The sequence below is a fragment of the Tychonema sp. LEGE 06208 genome (assembly GCF_015207505.1).
Lineage (GTDB): Bacteria > Cyanobacteriota > Cyanobacteriia > Cyanobacteriales > Microcoleaceae > Microcoleus.
The window spans coordinates 1-23,143 of record NZ_JADEWT010000068.1 but is presented as its reverse complement, the minus strand read 5'-3'; the positions used below and the strand labels follow the sequence as shown (position 1 = coordinate 23,143).

Here is a 23,143-nt window from a genome sequence, read left to right as displayed (position 1 = left end):
CGAAAAAATCGGGTTTCTAGCCCGCCGTGCGTAAGTCCTGTAATATTAACCAAGCACACCTAATTTGAGAGAACCCAACTATGATGGCAATTCCCGGCGTTGCAGTTCTCGCTCTCATTTATGAAAGCAGCACTTCCCTGGTTTACCGCGGCCGCAACGAGCAAGACAACCAACCCGTTATTATCAAACTGATCAAAGAAGACTATCCGACTCCCGAAGAACTCAATAGATACAAGCGCGAATATGAGATTACCGCCAATTTAAACCTCCTGGAAGGAGTTGTTAAAGTATACAAATTGCAGCAGGTTAGAAATAGTCTGGCAATGATTTTAGAAGATTTTGGCGGCGAATCTTTGAGGATTTTCATGGCTTCTCAAAAATTTACAACTTTAGGATTTTTGACCGCAGCCATCAAAGTTGCTGAAACCTTGGGAGAAATTCACGCCCGCAATGTAATTCATAAAGATATTAACCCCTCTAATATAGTTTTCAATCCAGCTACCGGACAAGTTAAACTTATAGATTTTAGTATCTCAACTGCATCCAATCTAGAAGACTTTCCCAATAAAGATCCTAATTTTTTAGAAGGCACTTTAGCTTATATGTCGCCGGAACAAACTGGCAGAATGAACCGCGTAATTGATTACCGTACAGACTTTTATTCCCTAGGCGTTACCTTCTATGAAATCCTATCGGGACAGCTCCCTTTTCCCACTACCGATCCGATGGAGTTAGTTCACTGTCACATCGCCAAACAGCCAGTACCGATCGCTGAAATTGCACTAGAAATTCCTAAAGCTATTTCAGATATTCTCATGAAATTGTTAGCGAAAACCGCTGAGGATCGCTATCAAAGTGCTTGGGGGCTCAAAGCAGATTTGGAAGCTTGTTTGTTTCAGTTGCAAACATCTGGAATTATTACCGAGTTTGCTCTCGGACACCAAGATATTTCAGACAAATTTAAAATTCCTCAAAAACTTTACGGCAGACAGCGAGAAGTTGAAACTCTTTTAGCAGCTTTTGAACGGGTAGCCGCCACAAATAATCGAGCCTACCGCCTCGAACAATCGCAAATTTCTGTCATCAAGAAAGAACTCAAATCGAAAAAAGAAAGCGCTCTGTCAGTGCTGGCGAGAGGACAGCATAAATCCCGCAGCGAGATGATGCTGATTGCTGGTTATTCGGGCATTGGCAAATCTGCAATGGTGAAGATTTTAGACAAATCCATTACCCGCAGGCGCGGTTATTTTATTTGGGGAAAGTTTGACCAGTACAAACGGACTATTCCTTACTCTGCAGTTGTCAGCGCTTTTTCGGAGTTAGTGCGGCAACTATTAACTGAAAGCGAAGCTCAATTGGCAGTTTGGCGCGAAAAACTCCGCACTTCTTTCGGTCAAAACGGGCAAATTATTATTGATATACTTCCCGAAATTGAACTAATTGTCGGAGCTCAATCTCCTGTCGCTGAATTGGGGTCTACAGAATCTCTTAACCGCTTTAATTTAGTATTTCAAAATTTCATTCGCGTATTTTGTCAGCCCGAACATCCGCTGGTGATTTTTCTCGACGATTTGCAGTGGGCAGATTCTGCGACTCTCAAGCTGATCGAATTGATGATGACAGATGAAGCGACACAATATCTGTTTTTAATCGGCGCTTATCGGGATAATGAAGTCAGTCCCACTCATCCTTTAATGATGACTGTGGAGACGCTGCGAAATCAGGAAGCCATCATTAATGAGATTGCTTTGTCGCCGCTGGGGGTCGAAAATATCACTGATTTGATTGCCGAAACTTTGCACAGCGATCGCGAATCTGTCAAACCTTTAGCTGAACTGGTTGTCAACAAAACAGATGGTAATCCTTTTTTTGTTAATCAATTTCTGCAAACATTGTATCAAGAAAACCTGCTAGTTTTTCATCCGCCTCAGTCGGGGAGCAAGGGCGGCTGGCATTGGAATATGACTCAAATTGAGCAGTGCGCTATCACTGACAATGTTGTAGATTTGATGGTGCAGAAGTTGAGAAAACTGCCGTTGCAAACGCAGCAAGTTTTGCGTTTAGTGGCTTGTTTGGGCAACGAATTTGATTTAAATACTCTTTCTTTAATTAATGAAAAAGAAGCGTCGGAAACTTTTTCGCACTTACTGCCGGCGATTAAGTCGGGACTGATTTTGCCAACTTCGGAATTGGAAAGCAAGTCCTTAGATTATGTGCTGTTTCCGCTGTTGATTCTGAATTATAAGTTTTTGCACGATCGCGTACAACAAGCAGCTTACGCTCTGATCGACGACTCGGAAAAAAAGGCAGTTCACCTGAAAATAGGCAGGCAAATCCTCGAAAACACTCCGGCTGAGTATCGCGCTGACAGAATTTTTGAATTAGTCGATCACTTGAATGTAGCTCGATCGCTAATTAGAGACGAGCGAGAATTAATTGAACTAGCAACCCTGAATTTAGACGCCGCCCGCCGAGCTAAAGATGCCACGGCTTATGTTGCGGCTTTGGAGTATTTGACTGCTGGTATGGACGGTTTGACGGCCGATATTTGGGATTTTTACTACGACTTAGCCTTTGCTCTGCACATGGAGCGCGCAAATGTTGAGTATCTAAACGGCTATTTCGAGCATTCAGAAGAATTTATTAACATAACTTTGCAAAAAGCGCGATCGCCCTTAGAAAAGGTAGAAATTTACAACCTGCTGATTGTGCAGTACACCCTCCGCGCCAAGTACGAAGAAGCCGTTAAAGCCGGAATCCAAGCTTTGAACTTGCTGGGAATTGACTTACCGCTAGACGGGCTGCAAAAAGTCATCTCCGAAGAATCAGCAACAGCCAAAAAACTTTTAGCAGGTAAAGACATCTCTTCCTTAATTGACGCACCAGAAATGACGGTACTAGACAAAAAAGTTGCCGTCAAATTAATCACAAACTTATTAACATCAGCTTACCTCAAAAATCCCGACTTGTGGAAAGTCAGCGTCTTAAAAGGAGTCAATCTCTCTCTCACCTACGGTTTAGTTCCCGAAGCATCTCTCTGTTACGCGGGCTACGGTATGTTCTTAAACGCTGTTTATGGAGATTACAAAGCAGCTTATCAATTTGCCATGTTGTCCCTAAATTTGAGCGAAAAATCTGGAAATATCGGCTTGAAATGCAGAGCTTGTTCCTCCTTAGTTAGTATTTTTTATTACTGGTTCAACCATATCAAAGATTGCCACGCCATCAGCAATGAAGGATATCAAGCTGCCTTAGAATCAGGAGATTTAGAATACGCGGGTTATATTCTCTCCAACCGCATAGCCAACTACTTTTTTCAAGGGAAAGAAATATCCCTCATGCTAGCAGACACCAGCAGGTATTTGCTATTCAGCCAAAAAACCAAAAATCAACTTGTTACCGACATATTATTAGGGGCAGAGTTGATTCTCCGCAACTTGAGCCAACTCACTTCTGAAAAGTTTGTATTTGAGAGCGAAGATATCAGCGAAGCTGAATATGTACAAAACTGTCTAGCTCATCAAAATTTGTACTCGCTGTGCCTTTATCAGATTCGCAAATGTCAGGTAATGTACTGGTACGGAAACTTCAACGAAGCGCTGCAACTAGCTTTGGAAGTAGAAAAGCAGCTATCTTTTATTACTGCAGCAATACCCGCTACCGAATGGAATTTTTTCTTTTCTCTAGTTTTAGCAGCAGTTTTTCCCACTGTTCCAAAAGACCAGCAAAAACAATACCTAAAAAGGTTAGAAGCCAATCAAAAACAGATGAAGATTTGGGCGGACAACTGTCGCGAAAACTTTCTGCACAAGTACCTTTTAGTACAAGCAGAAATAGCTAGAATTACCAAAAAAGACTCAGAAGCTGTAGAGCTTTACGATTTCGCGATAAATTTAGCTCAAGACAACGAGTTTATCCAAAATGAAGCCCTCGCTAACGAACTAGCAGCCAAATTTTGGTTGAGTAAAGGTAAATATCAATATGCCAAAATCCACTTGCGCGAAGCTCACTCGTGCTACTTGCGCTGGGGCGCTGTCCGCAAAGTTGAAGATTTAGAACAAAAGTATCCGCAGTTGCGAGAAATGACCCCGCTGCACGGAAGTTTTAACAACAATCCAACTACAACAACTATTCATACTTCTACTGGCAGCGATGCGAGAGTGCTAGATTTAGCAAGTGTAATGAAAGCATCTCTAGCGATTTCCAGCGAAATTGTTTTAGACAAATTGCTGGCTTCTTTGATGAGGATATCACTGGAAAACGCGGGCGCACAATCCGGTTTTTTGATTTTGGTGAGAGATGAAAAATTGTTAATTTCAGCTCAAGCGTCAGTAATTGCTGAAGATGTAGCGGTGCTGCAATTTACGCCTGTTGAAGAATGTCAGGATTTACCTGTGACGGTGATTAATTTTGTGGAAAGGACTCGCTCGGACGTGGTGTTGAGCAATGCGACGGCTGAGGGGCGATTTACGGCAGATCCTTATGTGGTAAAACACCAGCTCAAATCTCTTTTGTGTACGCCGATAGTCAATCAACGCAAATTAATCGGCATTCTTTATTTAGAAAACAACTTAACAATCGGAGCATTTAATGCCCACAGATTAGAAGTTTTAAGGTTGCTTTCTTCCCAAGTTGCAATTTCTTTAGACAATGCTCTGCTTTACAATTCGGTGGAGCAGAAAGTGCAAGAGCGGACGCAGGAATTGAATGAAAAAAACGAGCGTTTAGAACAAACTTTGCGCGAACTAAAACTCACTCAAGCTCAATTAATTCAAACTGAAAAGATGTCTAGCTTGGGGCAAATGGTGGCTGGTGTCGCTCACGAAATTAATAATCCTGTAAGTTTCATCTACGGCAATCTCAATCCGGCTAGCGAATACGTAAAAGATTTGCTGAAATTGATCGAGCTTTATCAGCAAAACTATCCAGAACCTGTTGATGAAATTCTAGAGGAAATAGAAACAATTGAACTGGAATTTTTGAGCGAAGATTTGCAAAAACTGCTGGATTCGATGAAAGTTGGAGCGGAAAGAATCCGAGATATTGTGTTGAGCTTGCGGAATTTTTCGCGCCTCGACGAAGCGCAAATGAAGTCGGTTGATATCCATGAAGGTATTGACAGTACGGTGATGCTGCTGCAACCGCGCTTGAGGAAAGAGGGCGGACGTTTGGGAATTGAGGTGATTAAAAATTATAGCCAACTGCCGTTAATTACTTGTTATGCGTCGCAGTTGAATCAGGTATTTATGAATCTTTTGACCAATGCGATTGATGCGCTGCTTTTGGCAAGAGATTGCCCGGAAAGCTCTCAAAAACAGCCGAATATTACAATTTCTACGGAGCTGACAGACAGGAATTCGGCGATAATTAGAATTGCTGACAGCGGGCCGGGGATGAGCACTGAGGTGCTGCACAAGATATTCGATCCGTTTTTTACAACTAAACCGGTGGGTTCTGGGACTGGTTTGGGGTTGTCGATTTCTCACTCGATTGTTGTTAGTTCCCACGGCGGAAATTTGACTTGCGTTTCTGCACCGGGAGAGGGTACGGAGTTTGTGATTGAGATTCCGATCGCCCCGCGGCAAGTTTTGTAAGAAATAGCGAATATTGGGCGAATATCCGGCGGTTGAAACCGCGTCTACACAAACAATGTCCGCCTTTGGGAGGCTAAGAAAATTGTACTTGGCGGTATAAATCTGCGATCGCAATTTCCACACCCACCGATTCAAGTAGCAAAGAATCGCCCAAACCATATTCTGACAGCACCCACTGACTCTGTTGATTGCGTCGAAACAGTTCTACTCCGGGCTGTTGAACTTGCACTAAAACATACTCTTGCAGCGTTGGAAATTGGCGGTATTTAGCAAATTTGGTGCCGCGATCCGCTGCTTCTGTGGAAGGTGATAAAACTTCGACAATCAAGGAAGGAAATTGCACTAATTGCGGATCGTTATCGCGATCGTCGCAAGTTACCATAACATCAGGATAAAAATATTTTTGCCCTCGTTCTACTTGCGCTTTTACATCCGTCATGTACATCTCGCAAGGGCGATCGACAAGGGCATCATCCAGGAGTTTCGAGAAGTTGAAGGTAATTCGATTGTGATCGCGGGTGCCGCCGGTCATGGGCACAACTTCGCCATCCCAATACTCGTAGCGTTCTTCTTGGGTGGGTTCCCAAGCTAGGTATTCTTCTGCGCTCATCAATGGGCGATCGGGTAAAGCAACCATAATTGCGATCGGGTAATGAAGTCTGTTTCTAGGATAACAGGAAGATTGGCTTCCCTGCGCGGGGATTGATGAAGGGCGATCGCTCTAAACTATCAACTTTGTTAAACCCTCATAGGAAGTGATATAATTGGTAAAAAATACCTTCAGGAGAAACAGATGAAAGCTGTTGAAGTAACGGGAACCCTGGATGAAAAAGGTCAATTATTTCTCGATCGCGCGATCGAAGACTTCCCCCCCAGCCGCGTGCGAGTTATCGTACTTTTTCCCGAAGTAACAGAGGAAACCGAAATCGATCCTGATGATACTCCCATTGCCGAAGTGAAAGCAAGTCTCAGGAGAGCATTACAGCAAGCAAAAGCCGGACAAACCCGACCAATTTCTGATCTGTGGGAGAGAATCGATGCTGAATGAGCCTCATCTAGTTTCTATCAGATTCTCAGACGAATTTGAGGAAAACTTATATACCTTGTCAAAAAGATATCGACTGATTCGCTCGGATGTTCAGCCAATTATTGAACAATTCCAAGGGGGTAATTTTACTGGCGATCGCATCCCCGGAATGGGTGAAAATTATGTCATCTTGAAGGTGAGAGTTAGAAATAGCAATATTCAAAAAGGAAAAAGCGCTGGTTATCGACTGATCTATCAAGTTGAATCACCGACTAGCGTACTGCTATTAACCATTTATGCTAAATCAGATCGAGAAGATATTAGTCCTAATGAGATTCGTAACATCTTAGCTGAGTTAGACCCGGATGAATGAATGAATGATTAATGTCGGTAATCACGAGGTTAAAATTAACCAAGTTAAAAAGCTTGCCGCTGAGCCTCCAACAATTCCTGAATCCCAGTTTCTGCCAAATCCAAAATTTGATTTAACTGACTGCGGCTGAAACTTCCCTCTTCCGCAGTTCCCTGAATTTCGATGATGTTCAAATCCCCATTCATCACTACATTACAATCAATTTCTGCCGCCACGTCTTCAAGATAATTCAAATCTAAAAATAGCTCATTTTCCAAAAGTCCCACAGACACGGCCGCCACTTGGCGAATTAAGGGCGATCGCACCAAATCACCTTTTTGCACCAACTTATTCAAAGCATCAGCCACAGCCACAAACCCGCCATTAATTGAAGTCGTGCGAGTCCCCGCATCAGCTTGCAAAACATCCGCATCCACAAGTATCGTGCGTTCGCCCAAAAGCTCCATATCCAAGCACGATCGCAAACTCCGGCCAATCAACCGCTGAATCTCTTGAGTGCGTCCCGATAACTTCATAAATTCCCGTTCTTGCCGCTGCGGCGTAGAACCGGGCAACATCCGGTACTCCGCCGTCAGCCAGCCTTTTCCGGTATTCTCCAGAAACCTAGGCACTCCCGGCTTGATTGTAACGCTGCACAGTACCTGAGTATCGCCGCTTTTTGCGAGCACCGAGGCGCTGGCAAATTTCGTAAATTCGCGATCGAAACTAATCGGACGAAGTTGATTTGGCTGTCTGCCATCTGCACGTTTTATTGACATAAGTTATTTGTTATTTGTTGTTCGTTATTTGTTGTTTGTTACTCGTTACTTGTTATTGGTAATAATCAACAAATAACAGCTACTGCCAACTACCAACTGCCAACTGACTACTGACTACTGACTACTGCCAACTACCAACTACCAACTGCCAACTGACTACTGACTACTGACCATTTTGAGAATATCTTGCTGCACTTGTTCGGGGGATTGGTCGCCGTTGATAGTTAACAGTTTGTGGCGATACTCGTAATACTCTAAGATAGGAATAGTGCGTTCCTCGAACAAATCTAGCCGGCGGTGTAAAATTTCTGGCTCGTCGTCCGATCGATCGCGTTCGATCGATCGGCTCAACAAAACTTCATTGGGAACCTTCAGCCAAATTGCCCAATCTAGCTCCTGCGCCAAACCCTCTAATAAAAAATCCAATTCCTCAGCTTGAAAAGCCGTTCGCGGATATCCCTCCAACAGCCAGCCATTAAAGACATCCCACAGCAAAAGCCGGCGGCCGATAAACTTAATCAAAATTTCATCGGGCACTAAATCGCCCGATTCTACATAAGGCACCGCCAACTTGCCCAAGTTTGTTTTACCTGCGATTTCGGCCCGCAGAATGTCCCCTAATGCCAGCAAAGGGATGCTCAAATTGCTGCACAGTAGTTCAGCCTGAGTTCCCTTTCCCGCTCCTGGCCCTCCCAGAATTACCAATCTCACACTGCTTGCTCCTCGTGCCGCGACATTAAAATTCTACGCGATGTTTACCTTTTCTTGACAATCCCCGACTTCCCAAGATTCCTCTTGCCTTGCTCATTCATCCTGTAACTGTCTATTTTTGGCGATCCCCGCCATATTTGGGTAAAAAACCCGGTTTCTGCGCCGCCGCGCTCGTCTAGTTCAAAAAAAACCAAACGACTGTGACTGCGACTGCGACTAGCTTTTGACTAATTGTACATCTAGCGTTCTATCTGATGTGCGATCGGCAAAGTAAACTATATATTGTTCAGCAGGCTCGATCGAACCCAAGATCGGAGCCGCCGTCAAAACTTAGTTACTATTAAACAATATTGCATAAGTCCTCCATTAATACATAAACCGCAGATGTTAGGCAGATACAACACAGATATACGCAGATAATTTCAGATAATTTGTGAATGAGTACAAGAGGTATATTATTGCTTAATTCCTGCCTTTAGTCCCTGCTTCCGACTTTCTTATTCCTTCTTCCTACAAATCTCGGCGCGACAGCAGAAACCAGATCCCGCCCAAACCCAAAACACCGCACAAAACCCCACCTTCCCACCCAAAAACAGTCCCTCCCGGTAAATGTCCAGGCATTGCCTTAGAAGTAAAATTCAATTCAGTATAATATACCCACTCACCGTTAACCCGCCACCCCACCCGATCGCCAAATTTCTCCCAAACAGTAGCATCATAAACACCAGGCTTTCCCCCCAACTTTACCCACAAATTTTTTTGCACAGAAAAGCCGAACCTGCGGTGACTGTACCTAACCCAAAGCTGGTCAATCGTCTCTAAATCCTTAACGGGAAACTTCCTAATATCTTCCTCGCTCAAATAACCAGTAGAAACTTGCTCCATCGCCTCCAGCATTTTCACAGAAGTTTCTTCATCAGCACCCCGCCAATTTTTAGCAGCAAGCAGCCTTTCCAAGTGAGAATAATCAATGCCTTTTTCCGACTCTAAGTTCACAGCAACTGGCGGAGTACCAGTCACGGGCTGAGTCGGTAATGAAGGACTGAGAACTGTTGCTTGCTGCAAATTTACCAGTCCTGGCACCACAACAATAGGAGGTTTGATAACTTCCAAAACTTCCGTAGCAGACTTATAGCGGTCTTTGACATATTCCTGAATCAATTTATCCAAAATCTGACTTAAATCCTGGCTAATTTTTGTTCCTTTCGGCAAAGCCTCCCTCCAAAGCCAGCGACCTTCGAGCGGATCGTAAAGGTCATCGTGAATGTCGCCGTAGATATCCAAATAAGGCATAACAGAAGTCAGCAAGCGAATGCAAGTCACTCCTAAACTGTAAAGGTCACTAGCAGGAACAGCCCTACCGTGACGCTGTTCTAGAGCCGCGTAACCTGGAGTTCCTAACTTGGTTCCAGCCTTGGTAGGAGCCTCAGCTACTACCTGTTTGGAAACCCCAAAATCTATCAGCACGAATTTGCGATCGCGATTTCGCCGGATCACGTTCTCAGGCTTAATATCCCGGTGAATGACATTGCGCTCGTGAACAAAATTCAGCACAGGTAACAAATCTAACAGCAGTTCCCTTGTCTTAGTTTCGCTATAAGCACCATATTTTTCTAACTCATCCTTTAAATTATTGCCATCAATAAACTCTTGCACCAAATACAAGCGCCCATCTTCCTCAAAATAAGAAATTAACTGAGGAATTTGTGGGTGTTTCAGTTCGTAAAGCCGCCTTGCTTCTTGTTCAAACAGTCGGACATACTTTTTAAAATGAGTAGGTTTTCGCTGAAACTCTAGAGGGGGCGACAACTGTTTTATAACGCATAATTCCTCAAATTTTCCATGATTTACCGCTCTAAAAGTTCTACCAAATCCCCCATCGCGTAGCGGCTCAGTAGCTGCATAAAGGTCTTTTAGCAGCAGCTTTGAACCACAATTAAGACAATACTTTGTGCCTGGTGGGTTCTGACGCTTGTCTCTTGGGCAATCGAGATTAAGGCAGTATGTCATATATTAAAAAAAATGCGAAAAATTATACTCGGGGTGTCATTTTATTCAAGATTCCGATCGCGAGTTGGTGTTTGTGGAGGCGAGACTGGGCACCTTAGCATAGCTGCAGCCACCGTCGCCCTCGGGATCGCTCTCGCCAGACTGCCCCTAAGCAAGTATAACTCTCTTGATGGTTTGACCTCAAACTCGAAGTCCAAATCTAATCCTAAACTTCGATCGGCTCAATACATTTGATTTAGCGGTCAAATAGCCAGCAGATTTAACAAAAATAGTAATTTATTACCCAGCCAGTTAGTTTTGCAATGCCGAAAACAAAACTTAGGATTCTGCCTGAGATATAATTTTATTGCCAGAGAGAAGCAGACTAACCGGAGGTGTCGCTGTCCTCAAGTTCGTTAGCGAAGCCCTCGAAGAGGATCGACCTCAACCTTTATCAAGTATAAAATTTTACCAAAGCCCTGCCAAATCAACCATCCCAAACTCCCTAACTCTCCCTACATTAAAATAAATATTAGCTGGCTCGATCGCACTCGGATTGCGCGATCGACAATTAGCCAGTTTAAGCTGCTGTTTTTTTTTCAGCTATTACCACTTAAATTTATTGCGATCGGTCTACTTAATTAGGAACTGACAGTGACACCCAAACTACCGCCATCTAAAACTCCCGCCAACAGCAAAAAATTAGCAAAAATTCCCTGGTTCGAGCGGTTCATGGCACTCGTCGCCATCGGAAATTTCAGTCTAGTATTATTTGACATAACTTACATACCGTGGCGTGATTTTTACTTCCGGCAACTACCAGTTATTACCAAAATATACGACCCATTTAAAGGAATTAAACCGCACCGAGACACCAATAAATATCTAGAAACTTTAGAAGAATTAAAAATTCTAGTAGTGCAAACAGGCTTGGAATCTCCCCAAGTAGCAGCCAAATTGCAGGAAATCAACAATCTGACCGCAAAAATGATCGACGAAGATCCCTTTCGAGTAGCATCAAAAAGCGGTGCCCTAGAAAAAATCAAAGACCGGATGCGCGATCGCGCCCCGAATCCGCAAGACTCCGCCAAACAATCATTCACAACATTCTGGAGTCAAAACTATTTAAACAAAAAAGGCTGGCAACAAGAAATCACTTGGTTTGATGCCAAAATTAAGCCGTTAATCGCCACCAACTATTACCGGACGATGGGAGAAAACGGCGAATTTACTGACAACTTCTGGCAAATCGACCTGCCATTTATGGCTTTATTCGCGATCGAATTTCTAGCCCGCACCTACTTCATCAGCCGCCGACACCGCAGCGTCACTTGGCGATCGGCCATGCTTTGGCGGTGGTACGACATCTTCCTGTTCCTCCCGTTCTGGCGCCTGTTGCGAATATTGCCCGTCACAATTCGCATCCACCAAGCCAAAATGCCGGATCTTCAACCCATACGCACCCAAATCAGCCGAGGTTTCGTCGCCAACTTCGCCCAAGAATTGACCGAAGTAGTAGTAATTCAGCTCATCAACCAGATGCAACAATCTATTACCACAGGCGAACTAGCTCGTCAACTATTTCAATCCCCAAAACAGCAATATTTAGACATCAACAATATCAACGAAATAGAAGCGATCGCCACCCATCTAGTCCAAATCACCGTCTACAAAGTCCTGCCCCAACTCCAGCCCGACCTAGAAGCCCTCCTCCGCTACAATATAGAATTATTTCTCAAACAATCCCCCCTCTATCAAGGATGGAAGCAAGTGCCCGGATTGGGAAACCTCCCCGCACAGCTAGCAGAGCAATTAGTTGCAGAACTATCCAAATTAGTCACCCTCGGCCCCCAAGATGCCTACGAAGCCTTTAAAACCGCCAGCGAAGACCCCGTAGGCACCAAACTCTCAAGCCAGCTAGTCCAACATTTCGGGCAAGCTTTAGGAGCCGAACTCCAACAGCAGCAAACCTGGCAAGAAATACAACTGCTGCTGTCCGACTTCCTAGAAGAGTTCAAAATCAACTACATCCAGCGGTTGAGCGAAGAAGACTTCGAGAAAATTTTAGAGCAAGCTAAGGAACTGCAGCGGATAGCCCCCCGTTAAGCTAACGGATGTTGGGGGAAGAAGGAAGAAGGAAGAAGGAAGAGGGAAGAAGGAAGAAGGAAGAGGGAAGAGGGAAGTTCGGCAACGGATTATTTAACGGATTTAACGGATTTAGATGTAAAGGATGGATGTTGAGGTTCGATTTTTCCCCTCTCTCCAGCTCTCCCCCTCTCCCACTCTCCCACTCTGCCACTCTCCCCTCCGACAGTCTCGCCGGCGCGATCGATTTGTCACCGGACGGGCGATCGAGCTAAACTGAAAACTGAGGTCAACTTCGATCGGAGACAGCCCTCAAACTTCTTGGAAGAAACTGTTTCACCTAGGAGTGGGTCAAGCCCACTTTTTTTGTTGCGTTAGTCGCAGCCAAACAACTTAGGGCATCACACCTGCAAGCTGAAGACTTGCCGGCCGCGGGCGACGCAACAAAGTCATCCGTCGGCTAGAACACAGAAAGTAGAAGGCAGAATTTAAACCCCACAAGCTCATCCTCGGGCTTGAAAATCTGACATCTTTTTCTTCATTCCACAAATCAACTTGAGGGTAAAAACCCTCAGATATTGCGGTCAAAAATCAGGTCGGTCGATTTGAGATTTTCCATTTTCGATTTGAGATTTACTCCACAGATTAATCTGGGAGCCAAAACTTGAGTCTAAAATTTTTGGCTCTCCCCGACAGCAGTTGGGAGCCGATCTCGGTTTTTTGGGCGGGATCGAAGCAAAGCAATCTCAATAACTGATTTTTCCTTACCGTTTCCGAGTTCAGGAGTTTTAACTTAAGTATTCGATATGACTCATCCCCTAATCCCACAAATCATTGACTTAGCTACCCCCGTTGCGGAAACACTGGGATTGGAAGTAGTGGGAGCAGTGTTTCACACCAACCAAAATCCTCCCGTCTTGCGGGTAGACATCCGCAACCTGCAGCAAGACACCGGTTTAGCCGACTGCCAGCGGATGAGCACAGCCCTCGAAGCCGAGTTAGACGCAACCGACATCATCCCCGAAGCCTACGTGCTAGAGATTTCCAGTCCCGGAATATCCCGATTACTCAGCAGCGATCGAGAATTCATTACCTTTAAAGGCTTCCCAGTGACAGTCAAAGCCACCGAACCAGACTCGCGAATCAAAGAGTGGAAAGGACTACTGGTAGGCCGGGATGAAACAGCGGTTTATCTCAATCTAAAAGGGCGACAGGTTAAAGTTCCCCGCCTTCAAATTGCGCGAGTTGAACTAGACGAAGGAAAGGAGGAGTAAAGGTAAATTTTGAGTTTTGAGTTTTGGGCTCTCGGGGCGGTGCCTGTGAGTGTCCGCCAGATTTGAGATTTTAGATTGCCTCGCAGTAAGCTGAAAATGCTTTGCTGCGAGTTAATTTTTAAGAATCAAATCGAGAGCCTCGGGTTGAGTTGGCACAACAAATAAATTGTGACAACACCGAATTTACCTAACCCTATTTTGGTAACTCATAAATCATCACCCATCAATTTCTATCAAAACTCACCAATTATCTTTTCGCGATTACCAGTTACGTATTGTCACAGTAAAAAAGGAGTGTTTTATATGTCAATGGTTCCCCTGCCCGGACTTAAAGAAATGGTCGAAGGTATTAGCAAAGAGCGAAATTTACCTAAACACGCCGTCCAAGCAGCCTTGCGAGAAGCCCTGCTCAAAGGATACGAACGCTACCGCCGCACCCAAAAACTAGACCACTTCAGCGAAGAATACTTCGATAATTTTGATGTAGAACTGGACGCAGAACAAGAAGGTTTCCGCGTTTTAGCAAACAAAACTATTGTAGAAGAAGTCGAAAATCCCGATCACGAAATATCACTTTTGGAAGTGCAAGAAGTAGCCACAGAAGCTCAGCCGGGGAGCATCGTACTCGTAGACGTCACACCAAATCAAAAAGAATTTGGTCGCATGGCAGCCATTCAGACTAAACAAGTTCTTGCTCAAAAACTGCGCGACCAACAGCGCAAAATGATTCAAGAAGAGTTTAAAGATTTAGAAGAAACTGTTCTTCAAGCAAGAGTGATCAGGTTTGAGAGGCAGTCGGTAATTTTAGCAGTCACCAGCAGTTTCGGTCAGCCGGAAGTAGATGCCGAACTCCCCAAGCGCGAACAGTTGCCCAACGACAATTACCGGGCCAACGCTACATTCAAGGTTTATCTCAAAAAGGTAGGCGAAGGCTCCACGAGAGGGCCGCAGTTACTTGTGTCTAGAGCAGATGCAGGTTTGGTGGTTTACCTGTTTGCTAACGAAGTACCAGAAATAGAAGACGGGGTGGTGAGGATTGTCGCCGTAGCCAGGGAGGCAAATCCGCCATCCCGGCACGTCGGCCCTCGGACTAAAATAGCAGTTGATACGCTCGATCGCGATGTAGACCCGGTAGGAGCCTGCATCGGAGCGCGGGGATCGCGGATTCAGGTAGTAGTCAACGAATTGCGCGGCGAAAAAATAGACGTGATCCGCTGGTCTCCAGATCCGGCCACCTATATCGCTAACGCTCTTAGTCCTGCTAGAGTAGATGAAGTGCGTTTGGTTGCCCCAGAAGGCAGGCGAGCTCATATTTTGGTCGCTGAAGACCAACTGAGTCTTGCCATAGGCAAAGAAGGTCAGAACGTCCGCCTCGCAGCCCGCCTGACAGGTTGGAAAATCGATATCAAAGATATTGCTAAGTACGATCGCGAGGCCGAAGACATCAAATTGGAAGCAGAAGCTACCAGGCTGGAAGAAGAAGAAGAAGAAGTAGCAGGAGACTACTACGAAGACGAAGACGAAGCATCAGGCTTCGACGGCGAGGCGGAAGCCGCAGAATTGGCAGCAGAAAAGGCAGCAACAGACGAAACCGCAGCCCCAGTCTAAAAACTGCGCTCTTGACCAAGATTTTTCCGCACGGGAGACAAGGAGAACTTGTCCCCCTCGGACACTATCCTCCTCTTCTCCCCCTCTCCCCTTCTCACTTTGATGAAACCGAACTACCGGTGTTGTGCAAGTTGTCGAAAAATAGCTCCAAAGGAAGCTTTTTGGCGAGTAGTCAGGGTCTATCCTTCTCATCAGGTACAATTAGATCGCGGCTTCGGTCGTTCCGCTTACCTTTGTCGGGCGAGCGAATGCCTGAAAGCAGCTCAGAAAAAAAATCGACTTGGGCGATCGCTCAAAGCGCCTGTGTCTGACGAACTGTACCAAACACTTTGGCAGCTTTTAGACACATCTGACTGTACATTTGACTCGGGTTCAACCGGGCGAAAAACCGACAAGAGTTCGGTATCGACTGTATAATAAACCCTCGCGGGCAGCACGCGCCAGTAATTACTGGTAGCGCCAGCTCTACAACCTCAATCCGATCGGCCCACCAGTCTGGAAAGATTTGTGTCAGATTAGATAAGGGTAGGGTACTAGCAGAGGTATCCTCAAGGTGGAAAAGCTAACTTAGAAGCTTGAAAAAGTGGCAGTTGCCAAAAAAAAATCAGACTTCGACAGTTGCCACTTTCCCAAAAAAACTTGAAAATTATCTCAAGGCAGACTTCAGCGAGGTGCATCTTTTAGATAAAATTACCTTGCTGAGTACCAAAACCCCGATTCCTGACACTGAATCAATCACAGCGAATGATGTCGTCATTAGAACAAAGAATCAAAATGTAAAAACTGGTTGGCACAAAAGAGGGCAGAGTGGATGAACAACGGCAAAGTAAGAATTTACGAATTATCACGGGAACTAAATTTGGATAATAAAGACATCTTGGCAGTTTGCGAGCGGCTCAATATTTCAGTCAAGAGCCACAGCAGCACAATTACAGAATCAGAAGCAGAACGAATTCGCAAAACGGCGGAAAAATACGTAGCCAGCAGCCACTCTTCCCCCGGCAAGCCAGCTCCTACCGAAAGAGCAGCAGCGCCATCAAAAGAGTCTGGCCCTCACCCTAACGACCAACAAAAAAAGCAGCAAATTTTAGAAATACGCAGTCCAAAAGTAAGGCCGGCTGGTGATTCCTCCCAGCAGGCGGGCAACGAGGAGCAAAAAAACGAGCCTGGTGCTACCGTGGCAACTCCTCCCAAATCGCCTGCCGCCGGGCAACTCCAGCCCCCCGCTAAACCAAATATCAATCGACCGGTGCTGTCGAAGCCAAATGTCTCTGGCTCGGGAGCAACTTCGGAAACAGATTCAGAAACAGCTTCGGAAACAGTAGGTGCGATCGCCCCGGAAACAACCGCCCTGGATCAAGCACCTGCGGCACCTGCGACAGCTCAACCGCCGTCGTCCAAGGCACCTGATCGTACCCCGCGCCAGCCAGCCACCCCCCCACCAGCACCGGGGGCAAAACTCACGTCGCCACCAGTCAGAGCGACGGCGGAGTCGGCAACGCGCACCCCACAAAGTCTGGGAAACAAGCCGGTACTAAAACTTGCCAGAACCGAGCAAGAGCAATCACAACAAACAGAAAATCTGGAAGCGCCGGCAAAACCGAGCCGCCCCAGCAGACCCGCACCGGGAGGTAGTGAGGGCCAAAGACCTCGCCCTAGCGCTGGCGGCCCTGTCAGAACTGCACTTGCCGATCGACCGCAGCCCGGTGGCCCGCGCCGGAGCCTAGCGCCCGTAACGTCAGCAGGAGGGCTGCGTAGCCGAGGTGGTGACACCGGAGCCACAGGGGATGACACTGATGACAATGATGAAGATAATACGCCGCTGGATACTCTTCTCCTTCCCAAGCCGACTCTTCCGCGTCCAGCCAAAAAGACATCGGTCATTTGGGAAGAAGATGATGACGAAAACTCAGATGCTGCCAAAGCTGCCAAAAAGGTCAAGCAGGCACGTTCTCGCCTCAAACCCATAGACGAGGATGACGATGACTTAGAAAATGGCTTGGATATGCCAGCGCCAGTCACCGTCAGCCTGTCCCTAGCCCGCCCAGCTAAAGCAAAGGGACAAGCAGCACCAAAGTCAACACCAACTCCGGGCGCACCGGGAAGCAGCGGCAAAAACAAAAGACCGGGCCCTTCTCACGATAAAAGTTCTTCTGGTTCTTCTGGGGGACGCGGCAGCCGGGGCAAAACAGCCGAAGCTAAGGTAGAACGTCCAGAAAAGCTGCTGCTGAGCAGACCGATGACCGTTCAAGAACTAGCAGTTACTTTGGCTGTTCCCGAAACCGAAATTATTAAACGGTTGTTCTCAAGAGGCATTGCGGTCAACATTACCGAAACCCTAGATATTTCAGCGGTGAGAACGGTAGCCGAAGAAATGGGTGTAGAGGTAGAAACTCCCGAAAAAGTAGCCCCAGCGCTCAAAGTCATCGAGATGATCGATGAAGCAGATTTGGAATACCTCGAGCGCCGTCCGCCAGTGGTAACGATTATGGGTCACGTAGATCACGGCAAAACAACCTTGCTCGACTCGATCCGCAAAACAAAGGTGGCTCAAGGAGAAGCTGGGGGTATTACCCAGCACATCGGTGCTTATCACGTAGATGTGGTACACGAAGGCAAGAGCCAGCAGGTGGTGTTTTTGGATACGCCCGGTCACGAAGCCTTTACAGCAATGCGGGCTCGGGGAACGCGGGTTACGGACATCGCTATCTTGGTGGTGGCGGCGGACGATGGCGTGCGTCCCCAGACAATTGAAGCGATCAGCCACGCGAAAGCGGCGAAAGTGCCAATTGTCGTGGCTATTAATAAAGTAGACAAGGAGGGCGCTCAGCCGGAACGGGTGAAGCAAGAGCTGACTGAGTACGGCTTGGTCGCAGATGACTGGGGCGGTGATATTACGATGGTTCCGGTCAGCGCGATTAAGGGGGAAAACCTGGATACGCTGTTGGAAATGATTCTGACAGTCGCGGAAATGGAAGACCTCAACGCTAACCCGAACCGCGCTGCTAAGGGTACTGTGATTGAAGCTCACCTCGATAAGGCAAGGGGGCCTGTGGCAACCCTGCTGGTGCAGAACGGCACTCTGCGAGTGGGCGATATTGTGGTCGCAGGCTCGGCTCTGGGTAAGGTGCGGGCAATGATCGACGATCGCGGCGATCGCGTAGACCAAGCAACTCCATCCTTTGCGGTGGAAGTGTTGGGGCTGCGGGATGTACCTCGCGCCGGAGACGAGTTTGATGTCTTCGGAAACGAAAAAGAAGCAGCGGCGATCGCCAGCGGAAGAGCTACCTTCCAACGAGATTCTCGCCTGCTCCAAGGTGGCCGGATCAGCCTCAGCGGCTTCTCTCAACAAGCTAAGGAAGGCGTTCTCAAGGAACTCAACTTGATCTTGAAGGCAGATGTCCAAGGCTCCCTCGAAGCAATTGTCGGCTCTCTGACTGAACTTCCTCAAAAAGAAGTTCAACTCCGACTGCTGCTGTCTGCTCCTGGCGAAATCACAGAAACAGATATTGACCTCGCTGCAGCCAGTAATGCTGTAATTATCGGGTTCAATACTACTCTCGCCACCGGCGCTCGCCAAGCGGCCGACCAAGCGGGCGTAGACGTGCGGGAATACAGCATCATCTATAACCTCTTGGATGATATTCAAGGGGCGATGGAAGGTCTGCTGGAACCAGAACTGGTGGAAGAACCTCTGGGTAAGGTGGAAGTGCGCGCTGTCTTTGCGATCGGTCGTGGGGCTGTCGCTGGCTGTTACGTACTCGAAGGCAAGGTCATCCGCAACTGTAAGGTGCGGGTACGCCGGGGCAACAATATCGTTTACGAAGGTATCCTCGACTCGCTCAAGCGGATGAAGGAAGATGCTAAGGAAGTCAATACTGGCTACGAATGCGGCATTTCCTTGAGCGGCTTTAGCGACTGGGCCGAAGGCGATATTATTGAAGCCTACCGCATGGTTACTAAGCGCCGGACTCTATCTCAATAGTTTTGAGTGGTGAGTTTTGAGTTGGAAGAGAAGTTTTGAGTGCAGGTAACTAAATTGCCGATCGCTCGAAACTACTCTCTTCAACTCAATACTCCAAAACTAGATTTCTGGCATAAATCTTTAATGCGAGCCGATCGACCGCAGATGCTATTGGGATAAACACAGATCAACGCAGATTCATTTCAAAATACGTTTGTGAATCAGTCCAAGAAGTCTACTATTCACTCACAAGTTTGGTTTTTAACTCAAAATTTAAAATTCACCCACTCAAATAAGACTTACAAAAAGTAACCGGATTGATTTTAAAAATCCTCGGTTTGACCGCTAGATATGTACTCCTCGCAACAGATTTTCAGGGGGAAGAGTGCATCCAAGATTGTAAAAACTCAAAATTGAAAACTCATAATTCATAACCAATAATTAATTAAAGTGCGTTCTTTTTGGTCAGAGCCTTTTTTATGGATTCACCTTTCTGGGGCGGCTGCACTGCCGATCTGCCTGGGACTGTGTTTGCTGGGACTCGCAGTGGGTTCTCCCGCGATTCCTGTGTGGTTAGAAGTGTTTTTAGTGGCTGTAGCAGGTATTGTTCCGGTGCTGTGGATGCAGTGGTTCCGCCCTTTTTATATTTTTAGTATTTTAGTAGTGGCTGTGAAACCGGACAAGTTAACTGATTTGCAGCAGCAGATTCTGACTCGATTTAAAACTAAATTAAATAAAGGAGTGGCTCTTTTTGTCGCTGTTTTGTTGGCAATAATTTTGTGGCATCTCTACCGATTGGCTCCCCTCGCTGCTGGCGTGGCTCCGTTTCCTCCTTCCTGGCGGTGGGCTGGATTGTTGTTGGCCGGTTCTGCTTTTTTAGCTAGCAATTTGTTTTTGCAGGTGTCTGCTAGTGTGATGGCGGTTTTGCTGACGCCGGAATCTCAATTTGCAGCGACAAAGCCTTATTTTTTACAAAAAATTAAGCATGATTTTACGATCGCACTTTGGCAAGTCAATCAACTTTTGCCGACTTTTGCGGGCGAGATAACTGTCGCGGAATCTGCACCCGGAGAGTCAAGCAATCCGCCACCGACAATTAGGAATTCGCCAGCCGACAGTATTGTCAACCCACAGCTTTCTGACACCAACGGCGTTACCTCCCTACCCCAACAGTCGATCGAAAAGTGAAATGAAAAATTAAACTCGAAATAATTGTAATTTAAGCTACTTTACCTTCGACAGATGTATGCTGTAAAAAAAAATAAGTAATGGCTCTGTTCTGATTGAGATTATTAATAATTTTAATATTTAATTTTAAATCACAGATTATAGATATTTTAGGTTGGCTATTTCCAGAGAAGAATCTATAATAGAGAAAGTCAAAGTAAGCTTTCAATCCCTACAGGGGATTAAAACAGAGGTATAACAATATGGCGAATTATTCACCGATCGCACAACAACCTCAAGCAGCAGAGCCGATCGAGCTGTGCGAAGATTCTGAAATCTGGGGCAGTCTCAAATCTGCGATCGGCGCAAGTTCAGGATTTCAACGCTGGCAGCTAGAACTCAATTTTGAGAGCAAGCAGAAAAATGCCAGCATCGATCAACAGGTGCGATCCTATCTACGAGAAACTTTAGCAACTTTGGCTTACTGAGCGCCCTCAAACCAAAGATGGTCAAGGTTTGTGAATTTTACAGGCAAAGAAAGCAGGCATCCCCTCCAATCTGCGAAGTAAGTGCCGCAAGCGATCGCAGCAACTTCGGACATCAAATTGCAGGGGACACTATTTTTGCTTACTGAGTCGGAATTAATTTCCGCATCCTACTTCTACACCCTCTCAGAAAAATCCAGATAAAATTAGCCTAAAACCCGCGATATAAAGCGACTGCGACTGCTATCTATTGATGTACCTGTTGCCCAAACTCTTTATAATAGGACGGAGGCAAAAGAAAATTCACAGTGCGGTTCTGGGGGTATATCAAACCGTCAACATAACCAAATTACAAATCTTTTGCACCGTAGGTTCTATTAAATACGACACAACCAGAGTTTAGGAAAATGCGCTTAGTCATAGTTCAGTATGCCGGCGATTACGCAAAAACCTTTCAGCATCTGGTCCAAGGAGGAAGCGAAACATACTACGCTCAAAAATATTCTGTAGGTGCCGTTACTGAGATGGCAAAACGACCGGAGGCTGAGTCAGTAACGGTTATTTGCTGCATGACACCAGAATTTACCGATCGGGTTCTAGAAAACGGCGTGCGGGCGATCGGTTGCGGATTTAATTACAAAGTTGATTCCAAAAAATTGATCGAATTAATTGCCGAGCAAAATCCGACTCATTTAGTCATACGGACGGTTATTCCCGACATTTTTAATTTTGCAATTGAAAATCAAATTAGAACCATCGCTGTATTTGCCGAATCTATTGCCACAAAAAGTTGGCGCGATAAGTGGCGCAACTATAAATTGGCCAATTTTTTGAATAACAAGCAAATAGAATGGGTTGGGACTTACGGCATTACTTCATCTTTATTGTTCAAAGAAATTGGAGTAAAACCCGATCAAATAATTCCTTGGGACTTTCTCTGAGATACCAATCCCGGCTCTTTGTCGCCGAAAGAAATCCCTGCAGATGTCAAAAAATTGAAACTATTTTACGCTGGTTCGTTAGTACAAAGTAAGGGAGTTGGCGATATATTAAGAGCCGTACCAAAGTTAAAAGAGCGCAATATATCAGTTCACTTAAAAATGGCAGGTACAGGCGAAGAAGAGTTTTTTACCCGGCGAGTTGAAGAGTTGCAAATTAAAGATTATGTAGAATTTATGGGGCTGGTACTCACTCATACTTTAGAACCTTTAATGAGAGAATCCGATATCGTGCTAGTTACTAGCAGGCACGAATATCCCGAAGGCTTTCCCCTGACAATTCAGCACGCTTTACGCACTAGAACACCGATAGTAGCTTCGGATCACCCAATGTTTAAAACCCACTTGAAGCATGGCGTTAATTCTATGATTTTCGAGGCGGGAAACTCTCAGGCTTTAGCCGAATGTATCGAAAATCTGGTTTCGGATTCAGCGCTTTATCACAATATTTCTGTCGCTTCTCACTCAACCTGGCATGAGTTGCGCTTGCCTGTCAAATGGGCCGAATTGATCGATCGCTGGCTGGATGATTCCCCTGAAAGCAAACAGTGGTTGTTTGAAAACCGACTGGCTTCTGAATACTACAATCAAAAATCTAGTGATTGATTAATTCAAAAAATGCGATCGACCAACCAGCCACTTTCCCAGCCACAGCCCGAAACCGGAAGTAGCAACTAACAGGATAAATGTGTAGATCCCGCGCCCAGTGGCGATCGACCTTTCGCCCACTACCATCCGCGCCACAACTCCAGCCACAACCCCGATCGCAGCCCAAGCCCCATAAACACTCTTAGATCCAGCAATCTCTAAGGCTTGCGTCAAAGCCCCGGAACCCTCCCCAGCCAAAACCCCAGCCCACGCCCCAATCCCCAGCCCGATCGCACCTCCAAGTCCGATCGGACTTCGGGAATTCATCGCGACTTCCGCCACCAGCCCGCACGTCAAGCCCGCAATCCCCCAACCCACCGCAGCCGCCAACACCTGGTGCCAATTCCCAGCATCCGTGCCGATTCCAGCCATCAACCCCAACACTGTCGCCACTCCCGCAGCCCCCACAACTAAAGCCACGGCCCGAGACTCCGCCTCAGAACTGGCGATCGCCCCCAAACC

The 23,143-nt window shown here is 46.2% G+C and carries 18 protein-coding genes and 1 pseudogene; 14 read left to right on the top strand and 5 right to left on the bottom strand.

The annotated features are described in order from the left end of the window. Positions 1-80: 80 nt before the first annotated feature. Positions 81-5,594, top strand: a complete 5,514-nt coding sequence (locus IQ263_RS18015; RefSeq protein WP_194068907.1) for a trifunctional serine/threonine-protein kinase/ATP-binding protein/sensor histidine kinase — start codon at positions 81-83, stop codon at positions 5,592-5,594. A 73-nt stretch (positions 5,595-5,667) separates the two neighbouring features. On the opposite strand, the gene IQ263_RS18010 is transcribed toward IQ263_RS18015, so the two are convergent. After that, positions 5,668-6,231, bottom strand: coding sequence for a Uma2 family endonuclease (locus tag IQ263_RS18010; RefSeq protein ID WP_194068905.1), 564 nt, complete (start codon positions 6,229-6,231; stop codon positions 5,668-5,670). Between the two features lie 156 nt (positions 6,232-6,387). Here IQ263_RS18010 and IQ263_RS18005 point away from each other — a divergent pair, with 156 nt between their 5' ends. After that, complete coding sequence (locus tag IQ263_RS18005) at positions 6,388-6,642, top strand: type II toxin-antitoxin system RelN family antitoxin (protein WP_194068903.1); 255 nt, start codon at positions 6,388-6,390, stop codon at positions 6,640-6,642. Next, a complete protein-coding gene (locus IQ263_RS18000; RefSeq protein ID WP_194068901.1) occupies positions 6,632-6,994 on the top strand; it encodes a type II toxin-antitoxin system RelE/ParE family toxin in 363 nt (120 codons plus the stop codon). The genes IQ263_RS18005 and IQ263_RS18000 overlap by 11 nt, the downstream gene beginning before the upstream one ends. A gap of 44 nt (positions 6,995-7,038) precedes the next feature. Here the strand turns inward: IQ263_RS18000 and rph are convergent, their stop codons facing one another. The 3 genes from rph to IQ263_RS17985 all read right to left on the bottom strand — a co-directional run bounded on the left by rph (position 7,039) and on the right by IQ263_RS17985 (position 10,473). Next, positions 7,039-7,752, bottom strand: coding sequence for a ribonuclease PH (gene rph, locus IQ263_RS17995; RefSeq protein ID WP_194068900.1), 714 nt, complete (start codon positions 7,750-7,752; stop codon positions 7,039-7,041). 156 nt (positions 7,753-7,908) lie between these two features. Further along, positions 7,909-8,463 (bottom strand): adenylate kinase family protein, encoded by a 555-nt coding sequence (locus tag IQ263_RS17990; protein ID WP_194068898.1) that lies wholly within the window; start codon positions 8,461-8,463, stop codon positions 7,909-7,911. A gap of 510 nt (positions 8,464-8,973) precedes the next feature. Then, positions 8,974-10,473 carry a GUN4 domain-containing protein gene (locus IQ263_RS17985; RefSeq protein WP_194068896.1) on the bottom strand — a complete coding sequence of 500 codons (1,500 nt, stop codon included), beginning with the start codon at positions 10,471-10,473 and terminating at the stop codon, positions 8,974-8,976. A gap of 633 nt (positions 10,474-11,106) precedes the next feature. Between IQ263_RS17985 and IQ263_RS17980 the strand changes: the two genes are divergently transcribed. The 11 genes from IQ263_RS17980 (at position 11,107) to IQ263_RS28690 (ending at position 22,639) form a co-directional block, all read left to right on the top strand. After that, positions 11,107-12,558, top strand: coding sequence for a hypothetical protein (locus tag IQ263_RS17980; RefSeq protein WP_339384880.1), 1,452 nt, complete (start codon positions 11,107-11,109; stop codon positions 12,556-12,558). An 8-nt stretch (positions 12,559-12,566) separates the two neighbouring features. Beyond that, complete coding sequence (locus IQ263_RS17975) at positions 12,567-12,812, top strand: hypothetical protein (RefSeq protein ID WP_194068931.1); 246 nt, start codon at positions 12,567-12,569, stop codon at positions 12,810-12,812. A 531-nt stretch (positions 12,813-13,343) separates the two neighbouring features. Beyond that, positions 13,344-13,811, top strand: a complete 468-nt coding sequence (rimP, locus tag IQ263_RS17970) for a ribosome maturation factor RimP (RefSeq protein ID WP_194068894.1) — start codon at positions 13,344-13,346, stop codon at positions 13,809-13,811. 303 nt (positions 13,812-14,114) lie between these two features. Further along, a complete protein-coding gene (gene nusA / locus IQ263_RS17965; protein WP_194068892.1) occupies positions 14,115-15,419 on the top strand; it encodes a transcription termination factor NusA in 1,305 nt (434 codons plus the stop codon). Between the two features lie 102 nt (positions 15,420-15,521). Further along, a complete protein-coding gene (locus tag IQ263_RS17960; protein ID WP_194012660.1) occupies positions 15,522-15,836 on the top strand; it encodes a YlxR family protein in 315 nt (104 codons plus the stop codon). A 158-nt stretch (positions 15,837-15,994) separates the two neighbouring features. Further along, complete coding sequence (locus IQ263_RS17955) at positions 15,995-16,234, top strand: hypothetical protein (RefSeq protein WP_194068891.1); 240 nt, start codon at positions 15,995-15,997, stop codon at positions 16,232-16,234. Then, on the top strand, positions 16,231-19,404 hold the full coding sequence (gene infB, locus IQ263_RS17950; protein ID WP_194068889.1) for a translation initiation factor IF-2: 3,174 nt from the start codon (positions 16,231-16,233) through the stop codon (positions 19,402-19,404). Before IQ263_RS17955 ends, infB begins: the two co-directional genes overlap by 4 nt. A gap of 429 nt (positions 19,405-19,833) precedes the next feature. Continuing rightward, positions 19,834-20,571: a low-complexity tail membrane protein gene (locus tag IQ263_RS17945; RefSeq protein ID WP_194068887.1), complete on the top strand. Its 738-nt coding sequence runs from the start codon at positions 19,834-19,836 to the stop codon at positions 20,569-20,571. A 242-nt stretch (positions 20,572-20,813) separates the two neighbouring features. Then, positions 20,814-21,038, top strand: a complete 225-nt coding sequence (locus tag IQ263_RS17940; protein ID WP_194012664.1) for a hypothetical protein — start codon at positions 20,814-20,816, stop codon at positions 21,036-21,038. A 404-nt stretch (positions 21,039-21,442) separates the two neighbouring features. Then, the gene (locus IQ263_RS28695; protein WP_228050151.1) at positions 21,443-21,976 is read left to right on the top strand and encodes a hypothetical protein; all 534 of its coding nucleotides are present in this window, start codon (positions 21,443-21,445) and stop codon (positions 21,974-21,976) included. 18 nt (positions 21,977-21,994) lie between these two features. Then, complete coding sequence (locus tag IQ263_RS28690; protein WP_228050150.1) at positions 21,995-22,639, top strand: glycosyltransferase family 4 protein; 645 nt, start codon at positions 21,995-21,997, stop codon at positions 22,637-22,639. Here IQ263_RS28690 and IQ263_RS17930 read toward each other — a convergent pair. Then, positions 22,640-23,143, bottom strand: a pseudogene (locus IQ263_RS17930) (J domain-containing protein); the annotation flags it as partial.

What these genes read in the sequence shown, in the direction of transcription:
- IQ263_RS18010 (WP_194068905.1), bottom strand. Translation starts at nt 6,231, where the DNA reads ATGGTTGCTTTACCCGATCGCCCATTGATGAGCGCAGAAGAATACCTA.
- IQ263_RS18000 (WP_194068901.1), top strand. Translation starts at nt 6,632, where the DNA reads ATGCTGAATGAGCCTCATCTAGTTTCTATCAGATTCTCAGACGAATTT.
- IQ263_RS17940 (WP_194012664.1), top strand. Translation starts at nt 20,814, where the DNA reads ATGGCGAATTATTCACCGATCGCACAACAACCTCAAGCAGCAGAGCCG.
- rph (WP_194068900.1), bottom strand. Translation starts at nt 7,752, where the DNA reads ATGTCAATAAAACGTGCAGATGGCAGACAGCCAAATCAACTTCGTCCG.
- rimP (WP_194068894.1), top strand. Translation starts at nt 13,344, where the DNA reads ATGACTCATCCCCTAATCCCACAAATCATTGACTTAGCTACCCCCGTT.
- IQ263_RS18015 (WP_194068907.1), top strand. Translation starts at nt 81, where the DNA reads ATGATGGCAATTCCCGGCGTTGCAGTTCTCGCTCTCATTTATGAAAGC.
- IQ263_RS17960 (WP_194012660.1), top strand. Translation starts at nt 15,522, where the DNA reads ATGAAACCGAACTACCGGTGTTGTGCAAGTTGTCGAAAAATAGCTCCA.
- IQ263_RS28695 (WP_228050151.1), top strand. Translation starts at nt 21,443, where the DNA reads ATGCGCTTAGTCATAGTTCAGTATGCCGGCGATTACGCAAAAACCTTT.
- IQ263_RS17975 (WP_194068931.1), top strand. Translation starts at nt 12,567, where the DNA reads ATGTTGGGGGAAGAAGGAAGAAGGAAGAAGGAAGAGGGAAGAAGGAAG.
- nusA (WP_194068892.1), top strand. Translation starts at nt 14,115, where the DNA reads ATGTCAATGGTTCCCCTGCCCGGACTTAAAGAAATGGTCGAAGGTATT.
- IQ263_RS18005 (WP_194068903.1), top strand. Translation starts at nt 6,388, where the DNA reads ATGAAAGCTGTTGAAGTAACGGGAACCCTGGATGAAAAAGGTCAATTA.
- infB (WP_194068889.1), top strand. Translation starts at nt 16,231, where the DNA reads ATGAACAACGGCAAAGTAAGAATTTACGAATTATCACGGGAACTAAAT.
- IQ263_RS17985 (WP_194068896.1), bottom strand. Translation starts at nt 10,473, where the DNA reads ATGACATACTGCCTTAATCTCGATTGCCCAAGAGACAAGCGTCAGAAC.